This is a genomic window from Qipengyuania intermedia (genome assembly GCF_019711615.1).
GTDB lineage: Bacteria > Pseudomonadota > Alphaproteobacteria > Sphingomonadales > Sphingomonadaceae > Qipengyuania > Qipengyuania intermedia.
On record NZ_JAIGNS010000001.1, the window covers coordinates 110344 to 129284 of the forward strand.

An 18941-nucleotide genomic window follows, 5' to 3' on the forward strand; every position below is an offset into this window, starting at 1 on the left:
TAATAGGGCGCGCTACCAGCTTTCGAGCGAACCCAACCTGACGTCCGCTGGCAGCCTGGATAGCTGTGCGAGGAACAGTTCGGCAGCCGCCAGGGCGTCGGACAAGGCGTCGTGCTGGGCATAGCCGGGCAGATTACGCCGCTTGCGAGCGGCTGACAGTCGATAGGCATCGCTACCCACGAGGTTGGGGCTTATCCTCCGTTCCAGTTGCAACGTGCAGATCGAGCGCACCGGCGCTTCGCTACCGAACATCGCCTTGGATATCCGCCGGATGACGTCTCGCTCGATCGATGCGCCGTGGGCGACCAGTATCCTGCCCGAAAGGTCACCCAGGAAGCTGCGCGCTGCCTCCTGCAATGCCACCCCCTGACGCGCGCGCTCTTCACCGATGCCGTGAACTGCGACAGCGCTATCGTCCAACTGCCTGAGACTGCGCACATCGACCGAACGCGCTCCTGCAAGGGCAATCCCGCCGCTATCGAAACCGATCCAACCCGCCTGCAGGACGTGGGCATTTCGCGCCAAGCCATCGAGCTCGAAATCGAGCGCCAGCAGCGGCGCCTCGCGTACGGGGATGTCAGGCGACGGCCATGCGGCACCAGCATAGCGGGTCAGGACCTCGTCGTCAGCCGCAGTGCAGGCTTTGAGGCCGCGTGCGAAACGCCAGCGGCCCAACCGTTCACGCAATGCCGCCCGCCAGATTGCGCTTGAGCGATTCCAGCCCGGACCGGACGACGGAGAATGCATCCTTCAAGTAATCGCGCTCCAAGGGCGAAAGATTCGCCGGAGCGATGCGGTTATCGGGCGCGATACCGGCGCGCACCTGCGCGGCCTGGTGAGCGATGCGCAACTCGTTCACGAGGAGGAATGCGTCCTTCAGGCTCTCCGCATCGCCCCGCGCCATCTTTCCCGCATCGGCCAGGGCATCCAGCCGTTCGAGCGTGCCGACGGCGGCAATGCCTTCGGATAATGCGAGGCTGCGGGCGATATCGATGACCGGCAGGATGGCCTGCGCCTTGGCGTCGAACACCTTCTCGCCGTCCGCCGATTTTTCCAGCACCAGATTGCGGAATATGCCCAGCGGCACGCGGCTGCGCTGGGCATCGCGCGCCAGATAGCTGACGAACAGCGGGCTGGACTTCGCCTGTTCCAGCACAGGACCGCGCAGGTTCGCCGCAAGCTCGGCAGAACCGTGCACTGCGCGCATATCGAAGAAGATCGTCGCGCGCAGGATGCTGTCTTCGTCGGGATCGGATATCCACCGCGAATAGCGGTCCTGCCACTCGCCGACGGTGAGGCGCTGATCGGCGTTCATGGCCATGATCCCGCCGTTACAATAGACATATCCGGCATCATCCAGGATGTCCGAGACACGCGCTCCCAGAGCCGCGAAGTATTCCCGCCCTGCCCCGTCCACCGCATCGTCCATGACAATGCCGTTATCCTGGTCCGATCCCACCAATTGTTCGCCGCGCGCAAGCGAGCCGAAAGCCAGCAGGGCATAGGGGACCGGCGGCGGTCCCAGTTCGGCCTCTGCCAGCTGGGCCGCACGCCGGTGCACCGCTTCACCGAGCGCCGAAGTGAACCGCATCGTATGTTCGGCATGGAAACCGCCCGCCTCCATACGCGCAAATCCTTCGGGGATTTGTTTCGACGCAGCAATCAGGGCTTCCGCAGTTGCGGAATTGGACACCAGCATGCCGGTGTCGATCGCGCTATCGCCTAGATGCGCGAGGATGTCCGTCGCGCTCAGGATCGCGCGCAGTTCCCCTGTCGGGCCAAGTGCCGGGATGTGGCGAAAGCCCCCGGCCGCCATCATTCCCATCGCCTCGGAAAGGCTCGCTCCTTCCGGCAATGTCAGCGGGGACGGCGTCATGACCTCGGAAATCGGCGCATCCAGCGACCTGCGCATGGCAACGACACGGTTGCGCAAATCCTTGTCCGTGAAAATGCCCTTCAGCCGCCCCTCGCTGCATACGGCCAAAGTGCTGACGTCCCGGTCGCTCATCAGGGAGGCGGCATCGGCTATCGAAAGATTGGGACTGCACGACACCGGCTCGCGGTGCGGGACCAGAGAGCCGATCGTTATCTGTTCGAGCGATTGGGACCGATTGCGTTTGAGGTCGCGAACCGCGCTGCGAATGCGTTCCTGCTCGCTATCGGCGAAATAGTCGCGAAAGCCTTGCGAGCTTTCCCGCAAGGCATGGAAGTCGTCCGCCGGAAGCAAATAACAGAGCGTGTCTTCCAGCGCGGTCGTCGTATTGCGTACCTCCCCGCCGCGCAGCAGCGACGGGAAAGCGAAGCACCCGCCTCGCTCCAGCCGCGCGGTCAATTCGTCCCCCGCCAGCCGCAGTTCGACCGCGCCAGATCGCACGACGAACAGGAAGTCGTTGTGCTCACCGCTGCGCAGGATTTCATCGCCGCTCCGGTAATAGCGCACGGTAATCTTGCGGACGATGGCGCGAAGCTCCTCATCGCCGAGCCTGTCGAATGGAGCGGTCGCCTTGAGAAAGCTCTCGATCTCGCTGAGTTCGCTCGCCATGGCCCGAGCATAGCAGACTACGAGGAAATGCGCATTGCGACCTTTCGCCTAGGCATACCGGATATTCGGCGCCGGATGGAAACCCCTGCCCGCCTGCCTCGTTCAAGCGATATGGCTTCCCAATCCGTTCTGTTCGTCTGTCTCGGCAATATTTGCCGTTCCCCCCTTGCCGAAGCGGCCTTCCGTCGCGCCGCTCAAAATGCAGGCCTCGACGTGAAGGTCGATAGTGCCGGGACCGCTGGCTATCACGTCGGCGAGCCGCCCGATCCGCGCAGCATTGATCAGGCTCGCAGCGAAGGGATCGACATCACCGGCTATCGCGGCAGGCAGTTGTCGCAAGACGACTTCCACGAGTTCGACTTCATCATCGGCATGGACCGGTCGAACATGCAGGACATAGCGCGGCGCGACCCGGGCAGTGGCAAGGCGAAAACCGCGATGCTGCTCGATATCGTGCCCGGGCAGGAAGGACGCGAGGTCGGCGATCCCTACTACGGCGGCGCCGACGGATTTGCCGTTACCTGGAGCGAGGTCGATGCCGGGGCCCAGGCGCTGGTCGCGGTGATGTTGTCCGAAAATGGCTGATGAAGACAAGCGCCGCGCGCGCTCCGTTCCCTCATCCCGCATAGGAAGGCTGGCAGGCTTTGGCGGTCTTGCCGGGGGAATGGTTGCCGGGGCGCTCGGCGAAGGGGCACGGCGTCTTGCTGCGGGTGAGCGGCCCAGTATGGACCAGATGCTGCTGACGCCGGGCAACGCCAAACGTCTTGCCGACAGGCTCGCCCATATGCGCGGTGCGGCGATGAAGCTGGGCCAGATGATCTCCATGGATGCGGGAGATGTCCTGCCGCCCGAGCTTGCCGCCATCCTCGCCCGCCTGCGCGAACAGGCCGATTTCATGCCGCCGCGCCAGCTCGACAAGGTTCTTGCGAAGCAATGGGGCAAGGACTGGCGCAAGCAGTTCCGGCGGTTCGAGCCGAGACCGATTGCCGCGGCATCGATCGGTCAGGTGCACCGCGCCCTCACCCGCGACGGGCGGACAATGGCCATCAAGGTCCAATATCCCGGCGTCGCGCAGAGCATAGAATCAGACGTCGACAACGTGGCCGGACTGCTGCGGATGACGGGACTTTTACCTGAGGAACTCGACATTGCGCCGATGCTAGCTGCGGCGAAGGCCCAACTGCGCGAGGAAGCGGATTACGAGCGCGAAGGCCGCATGATGCAATGCTATGCCGAATTGCTGGAAGGCGACGATCGCTTTGCGCTTCCCACGCTCGACCCCGCGCTCACACGCTCGCAAATCCTCGCGATGAGTTTCGAGGAAGGACGCCCGATCGAGGCGCTGGCCGACGAGCCGCAGGATGTGCGCGATGCGGCCTTCGCCAATTTGATCGAACTGGTCGGGCGGGAATTGTTCGATTTCGGGTTCATGCAGACCGATCCGAATTTCGCCAATTACCGCTATCGTGCCGACACCGGGCAGATCGTGCTGCTCGATTTCGGCGCGGCGCGAAAGGTCGACCCTGCAATATCGGCGGATTACCGGCGCTTGCTTGAAGCGGGCATTGCCGAAGATCGCCCGCGCGTGCGCGACGAGGCGGTCGCTGCCGGCTTCATTGCCCCGCAAGCGATCGAACGCCATCCCGAGCGCATCGACCGCGCGATCGATATCGTGGTCACGGAAATGTCGCGCGAGGGGCAACTCGACTTCGGCGACCGCGCCTTCGTCCCGCAAATCCGCGAGGAAGTGATGCCGATTGCGAAGGACAAGGCCAGCTGGCACCTCCCTCCGCCCGAGACTCTCTTCGTCCAGCGCAAGGTCAGCGGCACCGCCCTGCTCGGCGCGAGGCTGGGCGCGCGCGTGGATGTTCGCGGCACGGTCGAGCGTATCCTGGCGGAAACCGCGTGACGCAGGAACTGCGCGCGGCCATCGAAGCGATTTGCGGCGCGGCGGTCGAGAGTATCGAGCGCTTTCCCGGCGGCGACATATCCGGAGCCTCTGCGGTAGAACTGGCAGATGGCCGCAAATTCGTGGCGAAAACCGGCCCCGTCGTCTCGGTAGAAGCGGGAATGCTGCGCGCAATGGAGGCAGCTTCCACCCCATCGCCAAGGGTAATCGGCTGCCGCGATAATGTAATGGTTATACAGCATCTTGTAGCGCGAGGCGGGCTAGGTGATGCATGGGATAGCCTTGCCGAAGCGGTCCTCGGATTACGCGAGCTGACTGGCGAGACTTACGGTTGGCACAAGGATTATGCCCTGCGTCACGTCCGGGTCGAAAACGCGCCGACAGACAGCTGGTCGCGCTTCTGGGCTGAGCGACGTCTGGCATGCCATGTTCCGCATCTCGAGATATCGCTCGGCAGGCGGATCGAGAAGCTTGGCGGTGAACTGGACGAGATCATTCCAGCAAATCCCGACGTCTCCTTCGTGCATGGCGACTTGTGGGGCGGAAATGTCTTGGCATCGGGCAACCGGATAACCGGGCTGATCGACCCTTGCGCGTGCTGGGGTGACCGCGAGGTCGATGCGGCGAGCCTGACCGTTTTCGATCATCCGCCCGAGAGTTTCTTCGCCGCGCTCGACCTCGAAGCGGGGTGGCGCGAACGGCAGCCGGTCTACCGGCTGTGGATGTGGCTGCTTCACGTGAGGCTGTTCGGCGACAGCTACCGGCCCGCCGTCGAGCGCGAACTCGATACGCTCGGCTTCTAGCCTCCGCGCAGGGTTTTCACGCCAAAGTCGCGTTCGAAGAGATAGAGCAGGATCCGCGCCGCCTCCCCGCGCTTGCCTTCCAGCCCGCCGTCGCGTTCCATCAAGAGGCGCGCATCGTCATGGGCCTTGGGCAGCAGTTCGGTAATCTGTTCGAAACTGGCGATGGTGAACGGCGTGTCGCCCGATTGCCGCGTGCCGAGCAATTCGCCCCCGCCGCGCAGCCGCAGGTCTTCTTCGGCGAGCAGGAAGCCGTCCTGCGTCTCCCGCATCAGGGCCAACCGTTTCTGCGCGGTTTCGGACAGGTTTTCGCCGTGGAGCAGGACACAGAAGCTCTTTTCGCTCCCGCGCCCGACGCGCCCACGAAGCTGGTGCAACTGCGCCAGACCGAAGCGTTCGGCCTGCTCGATCACCATCAGCGTCGCGTTGGGCACGTCGACCCCGACCTCGATGACGGTGGTCGCCACTAGGAGGCGCGCATGGCCGCGGGCGAAGCGCTCCATCGCGGCGTCCTTCATTTCCGGTGCCAGCTGGCCGTGGACCATCACCACGTCGTCACCGAACCGCTCTTTCAGCGAAGCGTAGCGCGCCTCGGCCGCGGCGATTTCCTCCGGACCTTCCATTTCGCGCACCATCGGGCAGACCCAGAAGGCCTGCCTTCCCTGTTCGAACTGCGCGGCGAGCCGCTCCGCCAGCGCGGGGATCCTGTCCTGTCCCATCACCACCGTGTCGATCGACTGGCGACCGGGCGGAAGCTCGTCCAGCTTGCTCACATCGAGTTCGCCATACTGGGCGAGCGTCAGGGTGCGCGGGATCGGCGTGGCCGTCATGGCGAGTACATGCGGTGCGCGCTTGCCCTTGCTCGCGAGCATCAGCCGCTGCCCGACCCCGAAGCGGTGCTGCTCGTCGATCACGACCATAGCCAGATTGCGATAGGCCACCTTGTCCTGGAAAATTGCGTGGGTGCCGACGACGATGTCGATGCTGCCGTCCAGCAGCCCCATCAGCGTCGCCTCGCGCGCCTTGCCCTTGTCGCGCCCGGTGAGCAGCGCGACCTGCGCCCCGGTCGGCTCGGCCATGCGGCGCAGGCTCTCGTGATGCTGGCGGGCGAGGATTTCCGTCGGTGCCAGCAAGGCGGCCTGCGCCCCTGCCTCCACCGCGATCAGCATCGCTTCCAGCGCGACGACGGTCTTGCCCGCACCGACATCGCCCTGGAGCAGGCGCAGCATGGGCGCTTCCTGCGCCATATCGCCTTCGATTTCGGCAATGGACCGCTTTTGCGCGCCCGTCAGCGGGAACGGCAGGTCCAGTTTCCCGCGATAGCTGCCATCGCCTTGGAGCGGCTGTCCCTTGCGCTTGCGGTTGTCCGCGCGGACCAGCATCAGCGCCAGCGCATTGGCCAGCAGTTCGTCGTAAGCCAGCCGGTCGCGCGCTGCGTTGTGCTCGCCCTTGTGCGCAAGGCGCATGGCCTCCTGCCAGGCGGGCCAGTCGTGCTCGTCGACCTGCGTCGGCTCGATCCATTCCGGCAGAGCGGGACAACGGTCCAGCGCCTGCCCGACAAGTCCTGCGACTTTCGGCTGCGTCAGGCCTTCCGACAGGCGATAGACCGGCTCGCACAACCGCTGGAGGGTATCGCCGCCTTCTTCCACCACGTGGTCGGGATGGACCATCTGGAGCATGTCGCCATAGCGCTCCAGCTTGCCCGCCACCCAGCGCGTTTCGCCCACCGGCAGCTGTTTTTTCGCCGTATAGGACGCGCGGCCGAAATAGGTGATCGACAGCACATTGCCGATGCTGTCCTGCGCCAAGACGCGATAGGGCGCGCGCGGCGACCTGCCGCTGCGGTGTTCGGTCACCGTCAGGCGGATGACGATATTCTCGCCCTCGCCCGACTCGTCCAGCGTTTCGACCGCGCGCCGGGTGACGAAGCGATCGGGCAGGTGATAGGCGACGTCCCTGATCCGCGTGAGGCCCAGCTTCTCCAGCGGCTTCTTCAGCTTCGGACCCACGCCGTCCAGCGTGTCGGTTTCGGCGAACAGGGGATTGAGCACGTCGGGCCGCATAGTGATTTGCGCTATAGCCGCTTGCGCGCATTTGGCGAGTGCCCTACCCGCGCAGCCATGGCAGAATTGCTCACCTTCGAAGGCAGGAAACAGCGCGCCCGGTTTCGCGCCTGGCACCGCGGCACCCGCGAAGCCGATTACATGATCGGCGGCTTTTTCGACCGCTATCATGCGGATTGGGGCGCGGAAGAACTGGCCTGGTTCGAAGCCCTGCTGGAAGAAGACGATGTCGACGTGATGGCATGGGCGCTCAAGACCCAGCCCACGCCGCCGCGTTTCGAAGGCGCGCTGATGGCCAAGATGCAAGAGCTCGATTACGTCGATATTCCGCGCTGAGCGCGCAATAGTGCGTTGACGGGAACACGCGGCGCGTTATCGCGCTGTCCCTTCAATGCCCGACCTTTCCCGCATCCTCAAAGCAAAGCAGCCGCTGACGCTGGCACAGGTCGCGCGCGGCGCGCAGCCGCTGGTCATGGCCGACCTTGCCCGCGCAAGCACCGGACGCGCGGTATTCATTGCCCCCGATGATGCGGCAATGAGAGCGGTCACGGATGCGGCGCATTTCTTCGCGCCGGAACTGGAAGTCATCGAATTCCCCGCGTGGGATTCGCTCCCCTACGACCGTGCCAGCCCGGCCCTGTCGGTCAGCGCCAAGCGTCTCGCCGCTCTGCATCGCCTGCAGACGGGCAAAGCGAAGGCACAGCTGGTCGTCACCACGGCCAATGCCGTACTCCAGCGCGTCCTCACGCCATTCCGCATTCGCGAGAGCGTGCGTGAATTCAAACCCGGCACCGAGATCGGCCGCGAAAGCCTTGCCGCGCTCCTGCAACGCCAGGGCTACAGCCGCACCGACACGGTGATCGACAAGGGCGAATACGCGATCCGTGGTTCCATCGTGGACGTGTTCCCCTCCGGCATGGACGAGGCGCTGCGCCTCGATTTCTTCGGCGACGAGCTGGAATCGCTGCGCAGCTTCGATCCCAATACGCAGATGAGCACCGGACGGCTCGACAGCCACCTGCTGCTGCCTGCCAGCGAAGCCTTGCTCGACGAAGACAGTATAAAGCGTTTCCGCAGCCGCTACCGCGAGATGTTCGGCGCCAATGCGACGCAGGACCCGCTCTACGAAGCGGTCAGCGAGGGGCGGAGGCTCGCTGGTATGGAGCATTGGCTCCCGCTGTTCGAAGAGCGCCTAACGACGCTGTTCGATCACCTCGGCGAAGACGCTATCGTCGTGATTGACCAGGCATCGCTCGCCGCTGCTGAAGAGCGCATCGGCGATGTGTCCGATTATTACGAGCAGCGCACGGCGACCACGGGTCAGGCCAAGGGCAATTACCGGCCGCTAAAGCCCGAAGCGCTTTACCTGACGCACGAAGAATTCAAGACGACCCTGGCCGATGCCCCGGCCCATCGCGCGACCCCTTTCGACGAGCCCGAGAGCGAGACCGTCGTCGGCTTCGGCTTCCGTTCGGGACGCGATTTCGCACCCGAGCGGGCACGCGGCGACAATGTCTATCCGGCGCTTGCCGATCACCTCAAATCGCTCGGCAAGGCGGGCAAGCGTCCCCTCCTCGCCGCCTATTCGACCGGCAGCCGATCGCGCATCGCCTCGATCTTGGAGGAAGCGGGCCAGCCCGTCGCGCTGGCGGACAGCTGGCAGGAAGCGCTCGGCCTGTCGGCCAAGGGCAAGCCTGCCGCCATGGTCCTCCCCTTGGAGGCCAGCTTCGCCAATGACGAGATGGAACTGCTTACCGAGCAGGACATCCTCGGCGACCGCCTCGTGCGCCGCAAGAAGAAGCGCAAGGATGCCGATGCCTTCCTGGCGGAGTTGCAGGCGCTCTCCGTCGGCGACCTAATCGTCCATACCGAGCACGGGATCGGCAAGTATCTCGGCCTCGAACCGATCGCGGTGGGCAAGTCGAAGCACGACTGCGTCCAGCTCGAATATCGCGGCGGCGACAAGCTGTTTATCCCGGTCGAGAATATTGACGTTCTGAGCCGCTATGGCTCTTCCGAAGAGGCGGTCCAGCTGGACCGGCTCGGCGGCGAGGCGTGGCAGAAGCGCCGTGCCCGCCTGAAGGAGCGTATTCGCGAGATCGCGGGCGAGCTCATGCAGGTGGCAGCCCAGCGTGCATTGAAGAAAGCGCCGGTCCTCGAAGTGGAGGAAGGCCCTTACAACCAGTTCCTCGACCGCTTCCAGTACGAGGAAACCGACGATCAGGACCGCGCCATCGCCGATGTCCTGTCGGACCTCGAAAGCGGCAGGCCGATGGACCGCCTCGTCTGCGGCGATGTCGGTTTCGGCAAGACCGAGGTCGCGCTGCGCGCCGCCTTCGTTGCGGCCATGAACGGACAACAGGTCGCCGTGGTCGCCCCGACCACCCTACTCGCCCGCCAGCATTTCGAGAATTTCAGCCAGCGCTTCAACGGATTCCCGCTTAAGGTCGGCAGGCTCTCTCGCCTCGTGTCCGCCAAGGAGATGAAGGAAACGCGCGAGGGGCTGGCGAGCGGCGATATCGACATCGTCGTCGGCACCCATGCGATCCTGTCCAAGAACACCAAATTCAAGGAACTCGGCCTCGTCATCGTCGACGAAGAACAGCGTTTCGGCGTGACGCACAAGGAAAAGCTCAAGCAGCTGCGCGCCGACGTGCACATGCTGACGCTGACCGCCACGCCGATCCCGCGCACCTTGCAGATGGCGATGACGGGCCTGCGCGAACTGTCGACCATCCAGACCCCGCCCGTCGACCGGCTGGCGGTGCGTACTTACGTGATGGAATGGGACGACATGGTGATGCGCGAAGCCCTGCTGCGCGAACACCATCGCGGAGGGCAGAGCTTCATCGTCGTGCCCCGAATCTCCGACATGGAAGCCATTTCGGACTGGCTGCACGAGAACGTGCCCGAAGTGAAATTCGTGTCCGCACACGGCCAGATGAGCGCAGGCGAAATCGAAGAGCGCATGAGCGCTTTCTACGAGGGCAAGTACGACGTCCTGCTGGCGACGACCATCGTCGAAAGCGGCCTCGACCTGCCGAGCGCAAACACCATCATCATCCACCGCGCGGATATCTTCGGCCTCGCCCAGCTTTACCAGCTGCGCGGACGTGTGGGCCGGTCGAAACTGCGCGCCTACGCTTATCTCACTTACGAGAAGGACACCCAGCTTTCCGAGGTCGCGGAGAAGCGCCTCAAGGTGCTCGGCGATCTCGACAGCCTCGGTGCGGGCTTCCAGCTCGCCAGCCACGACCTCGACATTCGCGGGGCGGGTAACCTCCTCGGTGACGAGCAGTCCGGCCACATCCGCGAGGTCGGTTTCGAACTCTACCAGTCGATGCTGGAAGACGCGATCCTGGCGGCCAAGGCTGGCGAGATGGGTCTCGAGGCCAAGCCGGAAACCGTGAGCCCGCAGATTACGGTCGATGCCCCGATCATGATCCCGGAAGACTACGTCCCCGACCTGGCGGTCCGCATGGCTCTCTACCGCCGCCTGAACGATGCCGAGAACGCCGCCGAGATCGAGGCCCTCGCCGCAGAGATGATCGACCGTTTCGGGCCGCTGCCCTCGGCCACGGAAAACCTCGTCAGGCTGATCAGGATCAAGCTGCAGGCGATCGAGGCGAATATCGCCAAGATCGACGTCGGCGCTGCGGGCACATTGGTCACTTTCCACCAGGACAATTTCCCCGACGGACCGGGCCTCATCGCCTATGTCGACCGGCTACAGGGCACCGCGAAGTTACGCCCCGATATGAAGCTGGTCATCAGCAGGGCGTGGAATTCGCCGGAAAGCAGGCTCAACGGCCTGTTCCAGCTGACGAAAGGTCTGTCCGGGATTGCGCGCAAGGCACGCAAGCGCGAGAAGGCCTAGCTGCGGGCGAGAAGATCGAATTCCGCTGCCGTCATCGGCTGCGCGCGCAGGAAACCCTGATAATACTCGCAACCTTCGCGCGCGCAGAAGTCCCTCTGCGCCTCGGTTTCGATGCCTTCGACCAGCACGCTGAGATCCAGCGCGCGGGCCATGCCCATGATCGCGCGGAAGACAGCCTGGTCGCGCTCGTCATCGATCACACCATCGACCATCGAGCGGTCGAGCTTGATGCAGTCCAGCGAGAGCACTTTCAAGTAGCGGAAATTGCAGAAACCGGCGCCGAAATCGTCGAGCGCAATCCGGCAATCGAGCAGTTTCAGCTGGTCGAGCACACTCTTCACCCGGTCGAGGTCCCCAAGCAGGACCTGCTCGACAATCTCCAGCGTAACCCGCTCCATCGGGAAGCCGACCGTGTCCGACAGGCGCGCGAAGTCGAGTGCGAAATTCTCTACCGCTAGGTCCGCCGGCGTGATGTTGAGCGACAGGCGCAGGCCTTCTGGCCAACTGCGCGCACCCTGCAGCGCACGCTCTGCGATATGCCGGGATAGCTGCGCCGTGTGGTCGGCCCGGTCCGCGATCTGGAAAAGGGCGCCTGCCCCGACCTTGCCGATGACCGGATGGTGCCAGCGCGCCAGAGCCTCCGCGCCGATCATCCGGTCATCCGAGAGGGAAAATTGCGGCTGGAAGAGAATCTCGATCTCGTCGCGGTCGATCGCGGCCAGCAGGTCGGCCTCGAGCTCGTGGCTGGAGCGCTTGCCCTGCGCCACGATCCCGCTCGACCAGGCGATACGAGACCCCGCAGACTGGCGGTTGCGTTCGGCCAGTTCCGACAACCTGTCGAGGATCGTGTCGGCATCGTCATGCTCGCTCGCCCGCATGAGCGCGATCCGGGGCCAGAGGCGCAGGTTCGATCCGCCTTCCGGGTTCACGATGGGTCCTGCAATCGCGTCGGCCAACGCCTCGGCCAGCCATTGCCAGCGTTCGCGGCTGCATTCCTCGCGGGCGAGCAGCATGAAATTGCCGCCGTTGAGCCGCGCGGCGAGCCAGACGCCGCTTTCCAGTTCGTCCGAAGCGAAATGGCGGATACGCTGGGCGACTTCGACCAGGGCCACGTCGCCCGCGCTTTCGCCGAAAGCCACGTTCACGGTGTCGATCCGGCCGATAGTGATCAGCATCGCATGGATCGGGCAGGTCCCGCCCGGTTCCGGCCATTCCGACTGCCAGCGCGCGACCGTCCGGCGCAGCTGCGCCGGGTCCGCAAGGCCCGTCAGGATGTCCTTCGTTTCGTCCATAATCGTTTCATCTGCGCGACCCATGGGAACTGCTTATCCACTCGCGCGGCAAATATTGCTAGAATTTCCGCATTTGTTGCCAAATGGGACGCTCGCCCATAGGGGTTCGCTTCAAGGGCCGTCCGAGGATGGTCGAAAACGGGACAGGCAATGGCCGACTTTAACCGACTGGCACTCTTGGTTTCGGATTCGGACCGCGCGCAGGAAGCTGCGGCGGAAATCTATCGCCCGCTTGCCGACTGGGTTCCTATCGAAGAGGCGGATGCGGTTGTTGTCCTGGGCGGTGACGGCTTCATGCTCCAGAGCCTGCATTCCATGCACGATTCCGGGCGGATCATTCCCGCGTATGGCGTAAACCTGGGCACCGTCGGCTTCCTAATGAACCGCAACCGCCAGCCGGACAAGCTGCTGAGCCGCCTGGCGCGCGCCAAGGAACTGAACATCAGCCCGCTGGCGATGGAAGCGGAGACGCAGGATGGGCGCACGGAGCGGTTCTGCGCCATCAACGAAGTGTCCTTGCTGCGTGAAACCCGCCAGACCGCGAAGATCGAAGTGCTGGTGGACGACAAGGTCCGGATCAAGGAACTGGTGTGCGACGGCGTGCTGCTGTCGACCCCCGCCGGCTCCACTGCCTATAACCTCTCTGCCGACGGGCCGATCCTGCCGCTCGATTCCCAGTTGCTCGCCCTCACTCCGATTTCCGCGTTCCGCCCGCGCCGCTGGAAGGGCGCGATCCTCCCGGATCGCAGCTGCATCACCTTCCGCGTGCTTGAATCGGAGAAGCGCCCGGTCGCGGCCGTGGCCGACCAGCGCGAGCTGCGCGACGTCGCCGAAGTCCGACTGGAGATCGCGCGCGACAAGACCCTGACGCTGCTGTTCGATCCCGGCCACACCCTCGACGAACGGATTGTGGCGGAGCAATTCCAGGTCTGAGAAGCGGCGCCGGGCGAGGCACCCGCAATTTTTTGCAAAACCCCGCTTGCCAAAGCAAATCCCCGCCCATATAGGCGCACCCCTGCCGTACAGGCTGCTCCCCGATAGCTCAGCGGTAGAGTAGGTGACTGTTAATCACTTGGTCGTTGGTTCGAATCCAACTCGGGGAGCCACTTTTCTCTTACAATCCAAAAAGTAAGCGCGCGCCCACCCACGCGGTGAGCGCGGCTGTGCCCCATCGTATCCAGCGCTGGGGAAGGTATTTGAGCGCCAGCAGGCTGCCGATCTGCCCCCCGATCGCCACCGCGACGAGCAGTGGCAGGCCCACATCGAGTGCGGCAACGAACCTGCCCTCGCCGCCCTTCAATATCTGGCCCGCCAACCCGAAGAGCGAGTTCACGAGAATGAACAGGCTGGCTGTCGCGGCGATGGCACGTGCCGAATTCCATCTCATCAAGTGCAGGAGCGGCGCGAGGAAGATGCCGCCGCCGATCCCCACAAGTCCTGCCAGATAGCCGAGCGGCGCGGCGAACAGCCATGCCCACGCCCCGCGCTTGTCCGCTTCCCCGTCCGTATCGCGCACAGGGACCAGCATGGTCGCCGCAGTGAGCAGCAGCGCGGCACCCAGTAGCGTCAGGAACGCGGTCTCCGATATCGGGGTCAGACCTCCCAGCAATGCAGCAGGTGCGGCAATCGCGGTGAGCAACCCGGCCTGACGCCATGGCGTCACCCCCGCCCTGGCGAAGCGGACGGTGCTGCCGGCCACCACCACGATGTTACACGCCAGCGCGATCATCGGGAGGATGCGGTAATCGACGCCCGAGAGCGCCAGCAGCGCATTATAGGTCGACCCGCCGCCGAAACCGACGCTTGCGTAGAGCAAGGCTGTGACAAAGAACGCTATGAGGAGCGGCAGCATCGCAATCACCTAGACCGCGTGCAGGTTCGCTTCTAGCCTCTGAATGCGGGAGGGGATTGCATGACGGCGGACGATATCGAACTGAGCGACGGGCTGGTGCGCGCGAGAACGGGAGAAAGCGGCCTCGTCGGCGACATCACGGCCGAGGCGTTCCGCAACGATCCCTTCAATCTCTGGATGCTCGGCCGCTATCCGGCCATTCGTGCGCTATTCCGCCACCAGGCCAAGCGCATCTATGTGCCCCGGGGTTTCGTCTACCGCGCAGGCACTGACGGCGCCTGCATGTGGGCACTGCCCGGAACGGACACGCTGTTCACCCGGCTGGACTATTACCTCTTCGCGCTGCCGACGCTGGTCTACAGCGGACCGGCGGCCATCGCGCGCGCGGTAAAGACCGGGGAAGCGATGGAGGAGAGCCATCCAAGCTTTCCCCATGCCTATCTGTTCAGCATCGGGGTCCGGCCCGAAAAGCGGGGCACTGGCCTTGGCCGCAAGCTGATCCAGCCCGTGCTCGATGCGTGCGACCGGGCGCAGGTGCCCGCCTATCTGGAAAACTCGAACCCGGCGAACACCGGGTTTTACACCTCGTGCGGATTCGAGCCCGTCGGAGAGATCAGGCCGACTCCGGATGCGCCTCCGCTAATCCCCATGGTCCGCCAGCCCCGCCGCTCATAGCGACGGGGCGGCAGGGCAATCAGGCTTTCGCGCCGACCGAACCGTGGCAGTGCTTGTACTTGCTGCCGGACCCGCAGGGGCACGGCGCGTTGCGGCTGATTTCCATGTCCGCGAACGGGTTGTCGTGCGAGGAGGCGCCACCCGGGCTAGCGGCTGCGCGCGGGCTTCCGGCAAGCGAACCGAACAGGTCGGCGCGGCTTTCCGAACCGTCGCCATCGGCCGAATTGTCGGCCCCGGTGAGCGGGTCGATATGGCCGGTGAGGAAATCGGGCAGTTCCGGCAGTTCGACCGCAGGCAACGGAGCGGGCTCCGCCAATTCGATGCGCAGCAGCTTGGCGGTCACGTCTTCGCGCAGATTGTCGAGCATACGCTGGAACAGCGCGAAGGCTTCCTGCTTGTATTCGTTGATCGGCTGCTTCTGCGCATGGGCACGCAGCCATACGACCTGGCGCAGAGCGTCTAGCGTGGAGAGGTGTTCCTTCCACTGGTGATCGAGTTCCTGCAGCAGCAGGCTCTTCTCGATGCGGCGCCACAGGCCCGGATCGGCATTGGCGATCTTGGCGTCCATGCGGGCGTCCGCCTCGGCAAGGATACGCTCCTCGATGATTTCCGGCTCGATCTGGTCTTCTTCCAGCCAGTCTTCGAGCGGGAAGCTCATCCCGAAGGCCTCGTCGAGACGGGTCTTCAGCCCTTCGACGTTCCACTGCTCCGGATAGGATCCCGGAGGGCAGTTTTCGGTGACGATGGCATTGATCGCATCGTGACGCATGTCGAGCACGACATCGTCCACGGCCTCGCTGTCCATGATCTCGGCGCGCTGTTCGTAGATGACCTTGCGCTGGTCGTTCATGACGTCGTCGTACTGGACGACCTGCTTGCGAATTTCGTAGTTGCGCGCCTCGACCTTCTTCTGCGCGGTCTCGATGGCCTTCGACAGCCATTTCGAACCGATCGCCTCGCCATCTTCGAGGTTCGAATTCATCATCCGGGCGAAGAGCGTGTCCGGCCCGAAGATGCGCAGGAGATCGTCTTCCAGGCACAGGTAGAAACGGCTGAGGCCCGGGTCGCCCTGGCGCCCGGCACGGCCGCGCAGCTGGTTGTCGATGCGGCGGCTTTCGTGGCGCTCGGTACCCAGGACGAACAGGCCACCCGATGCGAGGACTTTCTCGCGTTCGGCGGCGACTTCTTCCTTGATCCTGGCGATCGCAGCGTCGCGCTCGGGGCCTTCCGGCATGTCGGCGAGTTCTTCCTCGACGCGGAATTCGACGTTACCACCCAGCTGGATGTCCGTACCGCGACCGGCCATGTTGGTGGCGATGGTCACGGCACCGGGACGACCGGCCTGCGCGACGATATGCGCTTCGCGCTCGTGCTGGCGGGCGTTGAGGACTTCGTGGACGACGCCCTCTTTCTCGAGGAACTGGCTCAGAAGCTCGGATTTCTCGATCGAGACCGTGCCGACGAGGACCGGTTGGCCGATTTCGTTCTTCTCGCGGATCGCCTTTGCAATCGCGGCGAACTTGTCGAGCGTGTTCTTGTAGAACTCGTCGTCCTCGTCGATACGCTGGACGGGGACGTTGGTCGGGATCTCGACCACGTTCATCTTGTAGATGTCCCAGAATTCCGCCGCTTCGGTGGCGGCCGTACCGGTCATGCCCGACAGCTTGGGATACATGCGGAAGTAGTTCTGGAAGGTGATCGAGGCGAGCGTCTGGTTCTCCGGCTCGATCTTGACGCCTTCCTTGGCTTCCACCGCCTGGTGGAGGCCGTTCGACCAGCGGCGTCCGTCCATCATGCGTCCGGTGAATTCATCGATGATGACGACTTTCTCGTCCTTCACGATGTAATCCGTGTCCTTCTTGAACATGATGTTCGCTTTGAGCGCCTGGTCGAGGTGATGGACCACCTGCGTGTTCTCGACGTCGTAAAGGTTGTCGGTTTCGAGGAGGCCGGCTTCCTTAAGCTTCTCCTCGATCGCGTCGGTGCCCTCTTCAGTCCAGGTGATGTTCTTGGTTTTCTCGTCCGCGTCGTACCATTCGGGATCTAGATCCTTCACGATCGCGTCGATCGAAACGTAGAGATCGGACTTGTCTTCGGTCGGACCCGAAATGATCAGCGGCGTACGCGCTTCGTCGATCAGGATGGAGTCGACTTCGTCGATCACGGCGAAATTGAAGGGGCGCTGGACCATCTGACCGCGCTCGTGCTTCATATTGTCGCGCAGGTAATCGAACCCGAATTCGTTGTTCGTACCGTAAGTGATGTCCGCGCCATAGGCGTCGCGGCGTTCCATCTCGTTGAGATTCGGCACGATGACGCCGATCGTCAGGCCGAGGAACTGGTGCAGGCGGCCCATCCATTCCGCGTCGCGACGGGCGAGGTAATCGTTGACCGTGACGACGTGAACGCCCTTGCCCTCGATCGCATTGAGATAAGTGGCAAGCGTGGCGACCAGCGTTTTACCTTCACCGGTGCGCATTTCGGCGATTTCACCGCGGTGAAGGACGATGCCGCCAACCATCTGCACATCGAAGTGGCGCATTCCCAGGACGCGAACCGATGCTTCGCGCACGGTGGCGAAGGCTTCGGGCAGGATGTCGTCCAGCGTCTTGCCGTCTTCAAGCTGGGCGCGGAACTTGTCCGTCTGGGCGCGCAGCTCGTCATCCGAAAGCTCCTGAAGTTGCGGCTCCAGAGCGTTGATTTCATTGACGATCTTTCCGATCGACTTGACGTAGCGTTCGTTGGATGAACCGAAGAGGGATTTGGCGAGAAGTTTGAACATGATGGGGCGCAGGCCTCGAATGAGCGAGCTGGAATGCTGGCGAATTAAGAGAAAATGCCCGCGCACCAGATCGGGTGCCGGGCATGAAACCGGATCTTATTGTCGGGGTTTATTCGTAAGCGCGGTCAGCGCCGAACATCACCGTGGGGATATAGATCGTGACCGGTTGCTGTTCCTTGCAGGGAGCCAGCTTGTCGGTCCGGGATTTCTGCTTGCGCTGCTTTTCCGAGCACGGGGACTGTGCGTCCTTCGCATCGTCCTGGTCGGCGCGCTGTTCGACGCCGATGCGTGTGGTGCCATCGAAAGCCGCCTGTACGGGCGCGCCCATGGCCGCAAGGCCGGTGAGAAGCGCGAGAAAGGCGAGAAGACGTCTGGTCATCGTTCGACCTAGATAATGCGTAATATGCATGGCGTCCACCCCGACTCCCCGTTTTCCCTAACTCAATGCTTGCCAGTATTTAATGAATACAAGTTGAATTGTCATCAATCTTCGTCGCTCAGCGGCAACCGTTCGATAATATGCGTGAGCCGGTACCGCCTCTGTTCCAGTGTTCCATCTGCGGCACGCGGCGGTTCGAAAGTCGGCGCGATATCGCACGGGTCGACTGCCTCGTCTTCCGGCAGGCCTTCGACCTCGCATTCCTTCACGGAGCCGTCGCGGTCGACGAGATATTCCAGGATCAGGCGACGTTCGGTGGGTAGGCTTGATGCGCCCGGAAGCACGAAACGAACCGATTGTTCGTAACGAGAGGCAATCGGAATGCCTTTTTCGTCGCGCGCAGGTTTGAAACGCGCGCGCTGCCTCAGTTTTTCGCAGGCAGTGCGATCCAGGTCGGGAATGTCGCTACTGACAAGGATGCGGCAGGCACTGACGCGGCCGGATTTTTCCACGACCAGTTCCGTAACCACCCTACCCTGCGAACCGGTACGCGCAGCCCAGCCCGGATAATCGGCAGTCGTCACCCAATTGCCGGGATTTTCCGTCGGCTGCGCTTTCTCCGCTGGCTCGGAAGGCAAAATCCGAACGGGCGGAACTACCTCGCTTTCCTGTGCCACGACCGGTGCCGATACTGTGCACACCAAGAATACGAGAAACTTTTTCATTACGACCCCTCCGGTATTGGCAGAACAACTACGTGCCGAGCTTGC

At 63.5% G+C, this 18941-nt stretch carries 15 protein-coding genes and 1 tRNA gene; 8 read left to right on the forward strand and 8 right to left on the reverse strand.

Annotated elements, in window-relative coordinates:
• Positions 1 to 12: 12 nt before the first annotated feature.
• Positions 13 to 687, reverse strand: a complete 675-nt coding sequence (locus tag K3179_RS00465; RefSeq protein WP_221561991.1) for an exonuclease domain-containing protein — start codon at positions 685 to 687, stop codon at positions 13 to 15.
• Positions 680 to 2542, reverse strand: a complete 1863-nt coding sequence (locus K3179_RS00470) for a putative nucleotidyltransferase substrate binding domain-containing protein (RefSeq protein WP_221561992.1) — start codon at positions 2540 to 2542, stop codon at positions 680 to 682. Before K3179_RS00470 ends, K3179_RS00465 begins: the two co-directional genes overlap by 8 nt.
• A 111-nt stretch (positions 2543 to 2653) precedes the next feature.
• On the opposite strand from K3179_RS00470, the gene K3179_RS00475 reads away from it, so the two are divergent.
• Genes K3179_RS00475 through K3179_RS00485 form a run of 3 tightly spaced genes read left to right on the forward strand, consistent with a single transcriptional unit; the run spans position 2654 to position 5254 of the window.
• Positions 2654 to 3127, forward strand: coding sequence for a low molecular weight protein-tyrosine-phosphatase (locus K3179_RS00475; protein ID WP_221561993.1), 474 nt, complete (start codon positions 2654 to 2656; stop codon positions 3125 to 3127).
• Positions 3120 to 4451 (forward strand): ABC1 kinase family protein, encoded by a 1332-nt coding sequence (locus K3179_RS00480; RefSeq protein ID WP_221561994.1) that lies wholly within the window; start codon positions 3120 to 3122, stop codon positions 4449 to 4451. The genes K3179_RS00475 and K3179_RS00480 overlap by 8 nt, the downstream gene beginning before the upstream one ends.
• Positions 4448 to 5254 carry a fructosamine kinase family protein gene (locus tag K3179_RS00485; protein ID WP_221561995.1) on the forward strand — a complete coding sequence of 269 codons (807 nt, stop codon included), beginning with the start codon at positions 4448 to 4450 and terminating at the stop codon, positions 5252 to 5254. Before K3179_RS00480 ends, K3179_RS00485 begins: the two co-directional genes overlap by 4 nt.
• Here K3179_RS00485 and recG read toward each other — a convergent pair.
• Positions 5251 to 7314 carry an ATP-dependent DNA helicase RecG gene (gene recG, locus K3179_RS00490; protein ID WP_221561996.1) on the reverse strand — a complete coding sequence of 688 codons (2064 nt, stop codon included), beginning with the start codon at positions 7312 to 7314 and terminating at the stop codon, positions 5251 to 5253. The genes K3179_RS00485 and recG overlap by 4 nt on opposite strands.
• A 57-nt stretch (positions 7315 to 7371) precedes the next feature.
• On the opposite strand from recG, the gene K3179_RS00495 reads away from it, so the two are divergent.
• Positions 7372 to 7650 carry an FAD assembly factor SdhE gene (locus K3179_RS00495; protein ID WP_090480114.1) on the forward strand — a complete coding sequence of 93 codons (279 nt, stop codon included), beginning with the start codon at positions 7372 to 7374 and terminating at the stop codon, positions 7648 to 7650.
• A gap of 55 nt (positions 7651 to 7705) precedes the next feature.
• Entirely contained in the window at positions 7706 to 11191 is a 3486-nt protein-coding gene (gene mfd / locus K3179_RS00500; protein ID WP_221561997.1) for a transcription-repair coupling factor, read from the forward strand.
• Here the strand turns inward: mfd and K3179_RS00505 are convergent.
• On the reverse strand, positions 11188 to 12507 hold the full coding sequence (locus K3179_RS00505; protein ID WP_221561998.1) for a bifunctional diguanylate cyclase/phosphodiesterase: 1320 nt from the start codon (positions 12505 to 12507) through the stop codon (positions 11188 to 11190). The two genes, mfd and K3179_RS00505, sit on opposite strands and share 4 nt — an antisense overlap.
• A 126-nt stretch (positions 12508 to 12633) precedes the next feature.
• On the opposite strand from K3179_RS00505, the gene K3179_RS00510 reads away from it, so the two are divergent.
• Both K3179_RS00510 and K3179_RS00515 read left to right on the forward strand, forming a co-directional pair.
• Positions 12634 to 13416, forward strand: a complete 783-nt coding sequence (locus tag K3179_RS00510; protein ID WP_221561999.1) for an NAD kinase — start codon at positions 12634 to 12636, stop codon at positions 13414 to 13416.
• Positions 13417 to 13514: 98 nt separating this feature from the next.
• Positions 13515 to 13589 (forward strand) — tRNA-Asn (locus tag K3179_RS00515).
• A gap of 8 nt (positions 13590 to 13597) precedes the next feature.
• On the opposite strand, the gene K3179_RS00520 is transcribed toward K3179_RS00515, so the two are convergent.
• Entirely contained in the window at positions 13598 to 14335 is a 738-nt protein-coding gene (locus tag K3179_RS00520) for a sulfite exporter TauE/SafE family protein (RefSeq protein WP_221562000.1), read from the reverse strand.
• Positions 14336 to 14395: 60 nt separating this feature from the next.
• Between K3179_RS00520 and K3179_RS00525 the strand changes: the two genes are divergently transcribed.
• On the forward strand, positions 14396 to 15010 hold the full coding sequence (locus K3179_RS00525) for a GNAT family N-acetyltransferase (protein WP_221562001.1): 615 nt from the start codon (positions 14396 to 14398) through the stop codon (positions 15008 to 15010).
• A gap of 19 nt (positions 15011 to 15029) precedes the next feature.
• On the opposite strand, the gene secA is transcribed toward K3179_RS00525, so the two are convergent.
• The 3 genes from secA to K3179_RS00540 all read right to left on the reverse strand — a co-directional run bounded on the left by secA (position 15030) and on the right by K3179_RS00540 (position 18896).
• Complete coding sequence (gene secA, locus K3179_RS00530) at positions 15030 to 17792, reverse strand: preprotein translocase subunit SecA (RefSeq protein ID WP_221562002.1); 2763 nt, start codon at positions 17790 to 17792, stop codon at positions 15030 to 15032.
• 109 nt (positions 17793 to 17901) lie between these two features.
• Positions 17902 to 18171 (reverse strand): hypothetical protein, encoded by a 270-nt coding sequence (locus tag K3179_RS00535; RefSeq protein WP_100260971.1) that lies wholly within the window; start codon positions 18169 to 18171, stop codon positions 17902 to 17904.
• 104 nt (positions 18172 to 18275) lie between these two features.
• The gene (locus tag K3179_RS00540; protein ID WP_221562003.1) at positions 18276 to 18896 is read right to left on the reverse strand and encodes an energy transducer TonB; all 621 of its coding nucleotides are present in this window, start codon (positions 18894 to 18896) and stop codon (positions 18276 to 18278) included.
• Positions 18897 to 18941 lie beyond the last annotated feature (45 nt).

Bases quoted from the DNA above. Each gene is read 5' to 3' on its own strand.
- K3179_RS00525 (WP_221562001.1), top strand. From the start codon at position 14,396: ATGACGGCGGACGATATCGAACTGAGCGACGGGCTGGTGCGCGCGAGA.
- K3179_RS00510 (WP_221561999.1), top strand. From the start codon at position 12,634: ATGGCCGACTTTAACCGACTGGCACTCTTGGTTTCGGATTCGGACCGC.
- K3179_RS00470 (WP_221561992.1), bottom strand. From the start codon at position 2,542: ATGGCGAGCGAACTCAGCGAGATCGAGAGCTTTCTCAAGGCGACCGCT.
- K3179_RS00495 (WP_090480114.1), top strand. From the start codon at position 7,372: ATGGCAGAATTGCTCACCTTCGAAGGCAGGAAACAGCGCGCCCGGTTT.
- K3179_RS00475 (WP_221561993.1), top strand. From the start codon at position 2,654: ATGGCTTCCCAATCCGTTCTGTTCGTCTGTCTCGGCAATATTTGCCGT.
- mfd (WP_221561997.1), top strand. From the start codon at position 7,706: ATGCCCGACCTTTCCCGCATCCTCAAAGCAAAGCAGCCGCTGACGCTG.
- recG (WP_221561996.1), bottom strand. From the start codon at position 7,314: ATGCGGCCCGACGTGCTCAATCCCCTGTTCGCCGAAACCGACACGCTG.
- secA (WP_221562002.1), bottom strand. From the start codon at position 17,792: ATGTTCAAACTTCTCGCCAAATCCCTCTTCGGTTCATCCAACGAACGC.
- K3179_RS00540 (WP_221562003.1), bottom strand. From the start codon at position 18,896: ATGAAAAAGTTTCTCGTATTCTTGGTGTGCACAGTATCGGCACCGGTC.
- K3179_RS00535 (WP_100260971.1), bottom strand. From the start codon at position 18,171: ATGACCAGACGTCTTCTCGCCTTTCTCGCGCTTCTCACCGGCCTTGCG.
- K3179_RS00480 (WP_221561994.1), top strand. From the start codon at position 3,120: ATGGCTGATGAAGACAAGCGCCGCGCGCGCTCCGTTCCCTCATCCCGC.
- K3179_RS00505 (WP_221561998.1), bottom strand. From the start codon at position 12,507: ATGGGTCGCGCAGATGAAACGATTATGGACGAAACGAAGGACATCCTG.
- K3179_RS00520 (WP_221562000.1), bottom strand. From the start codon at position 14,335: ATGCTGCCGCTCCTCATAGCGTTCTTTGTCACAGCCTTGCTCTACGCA.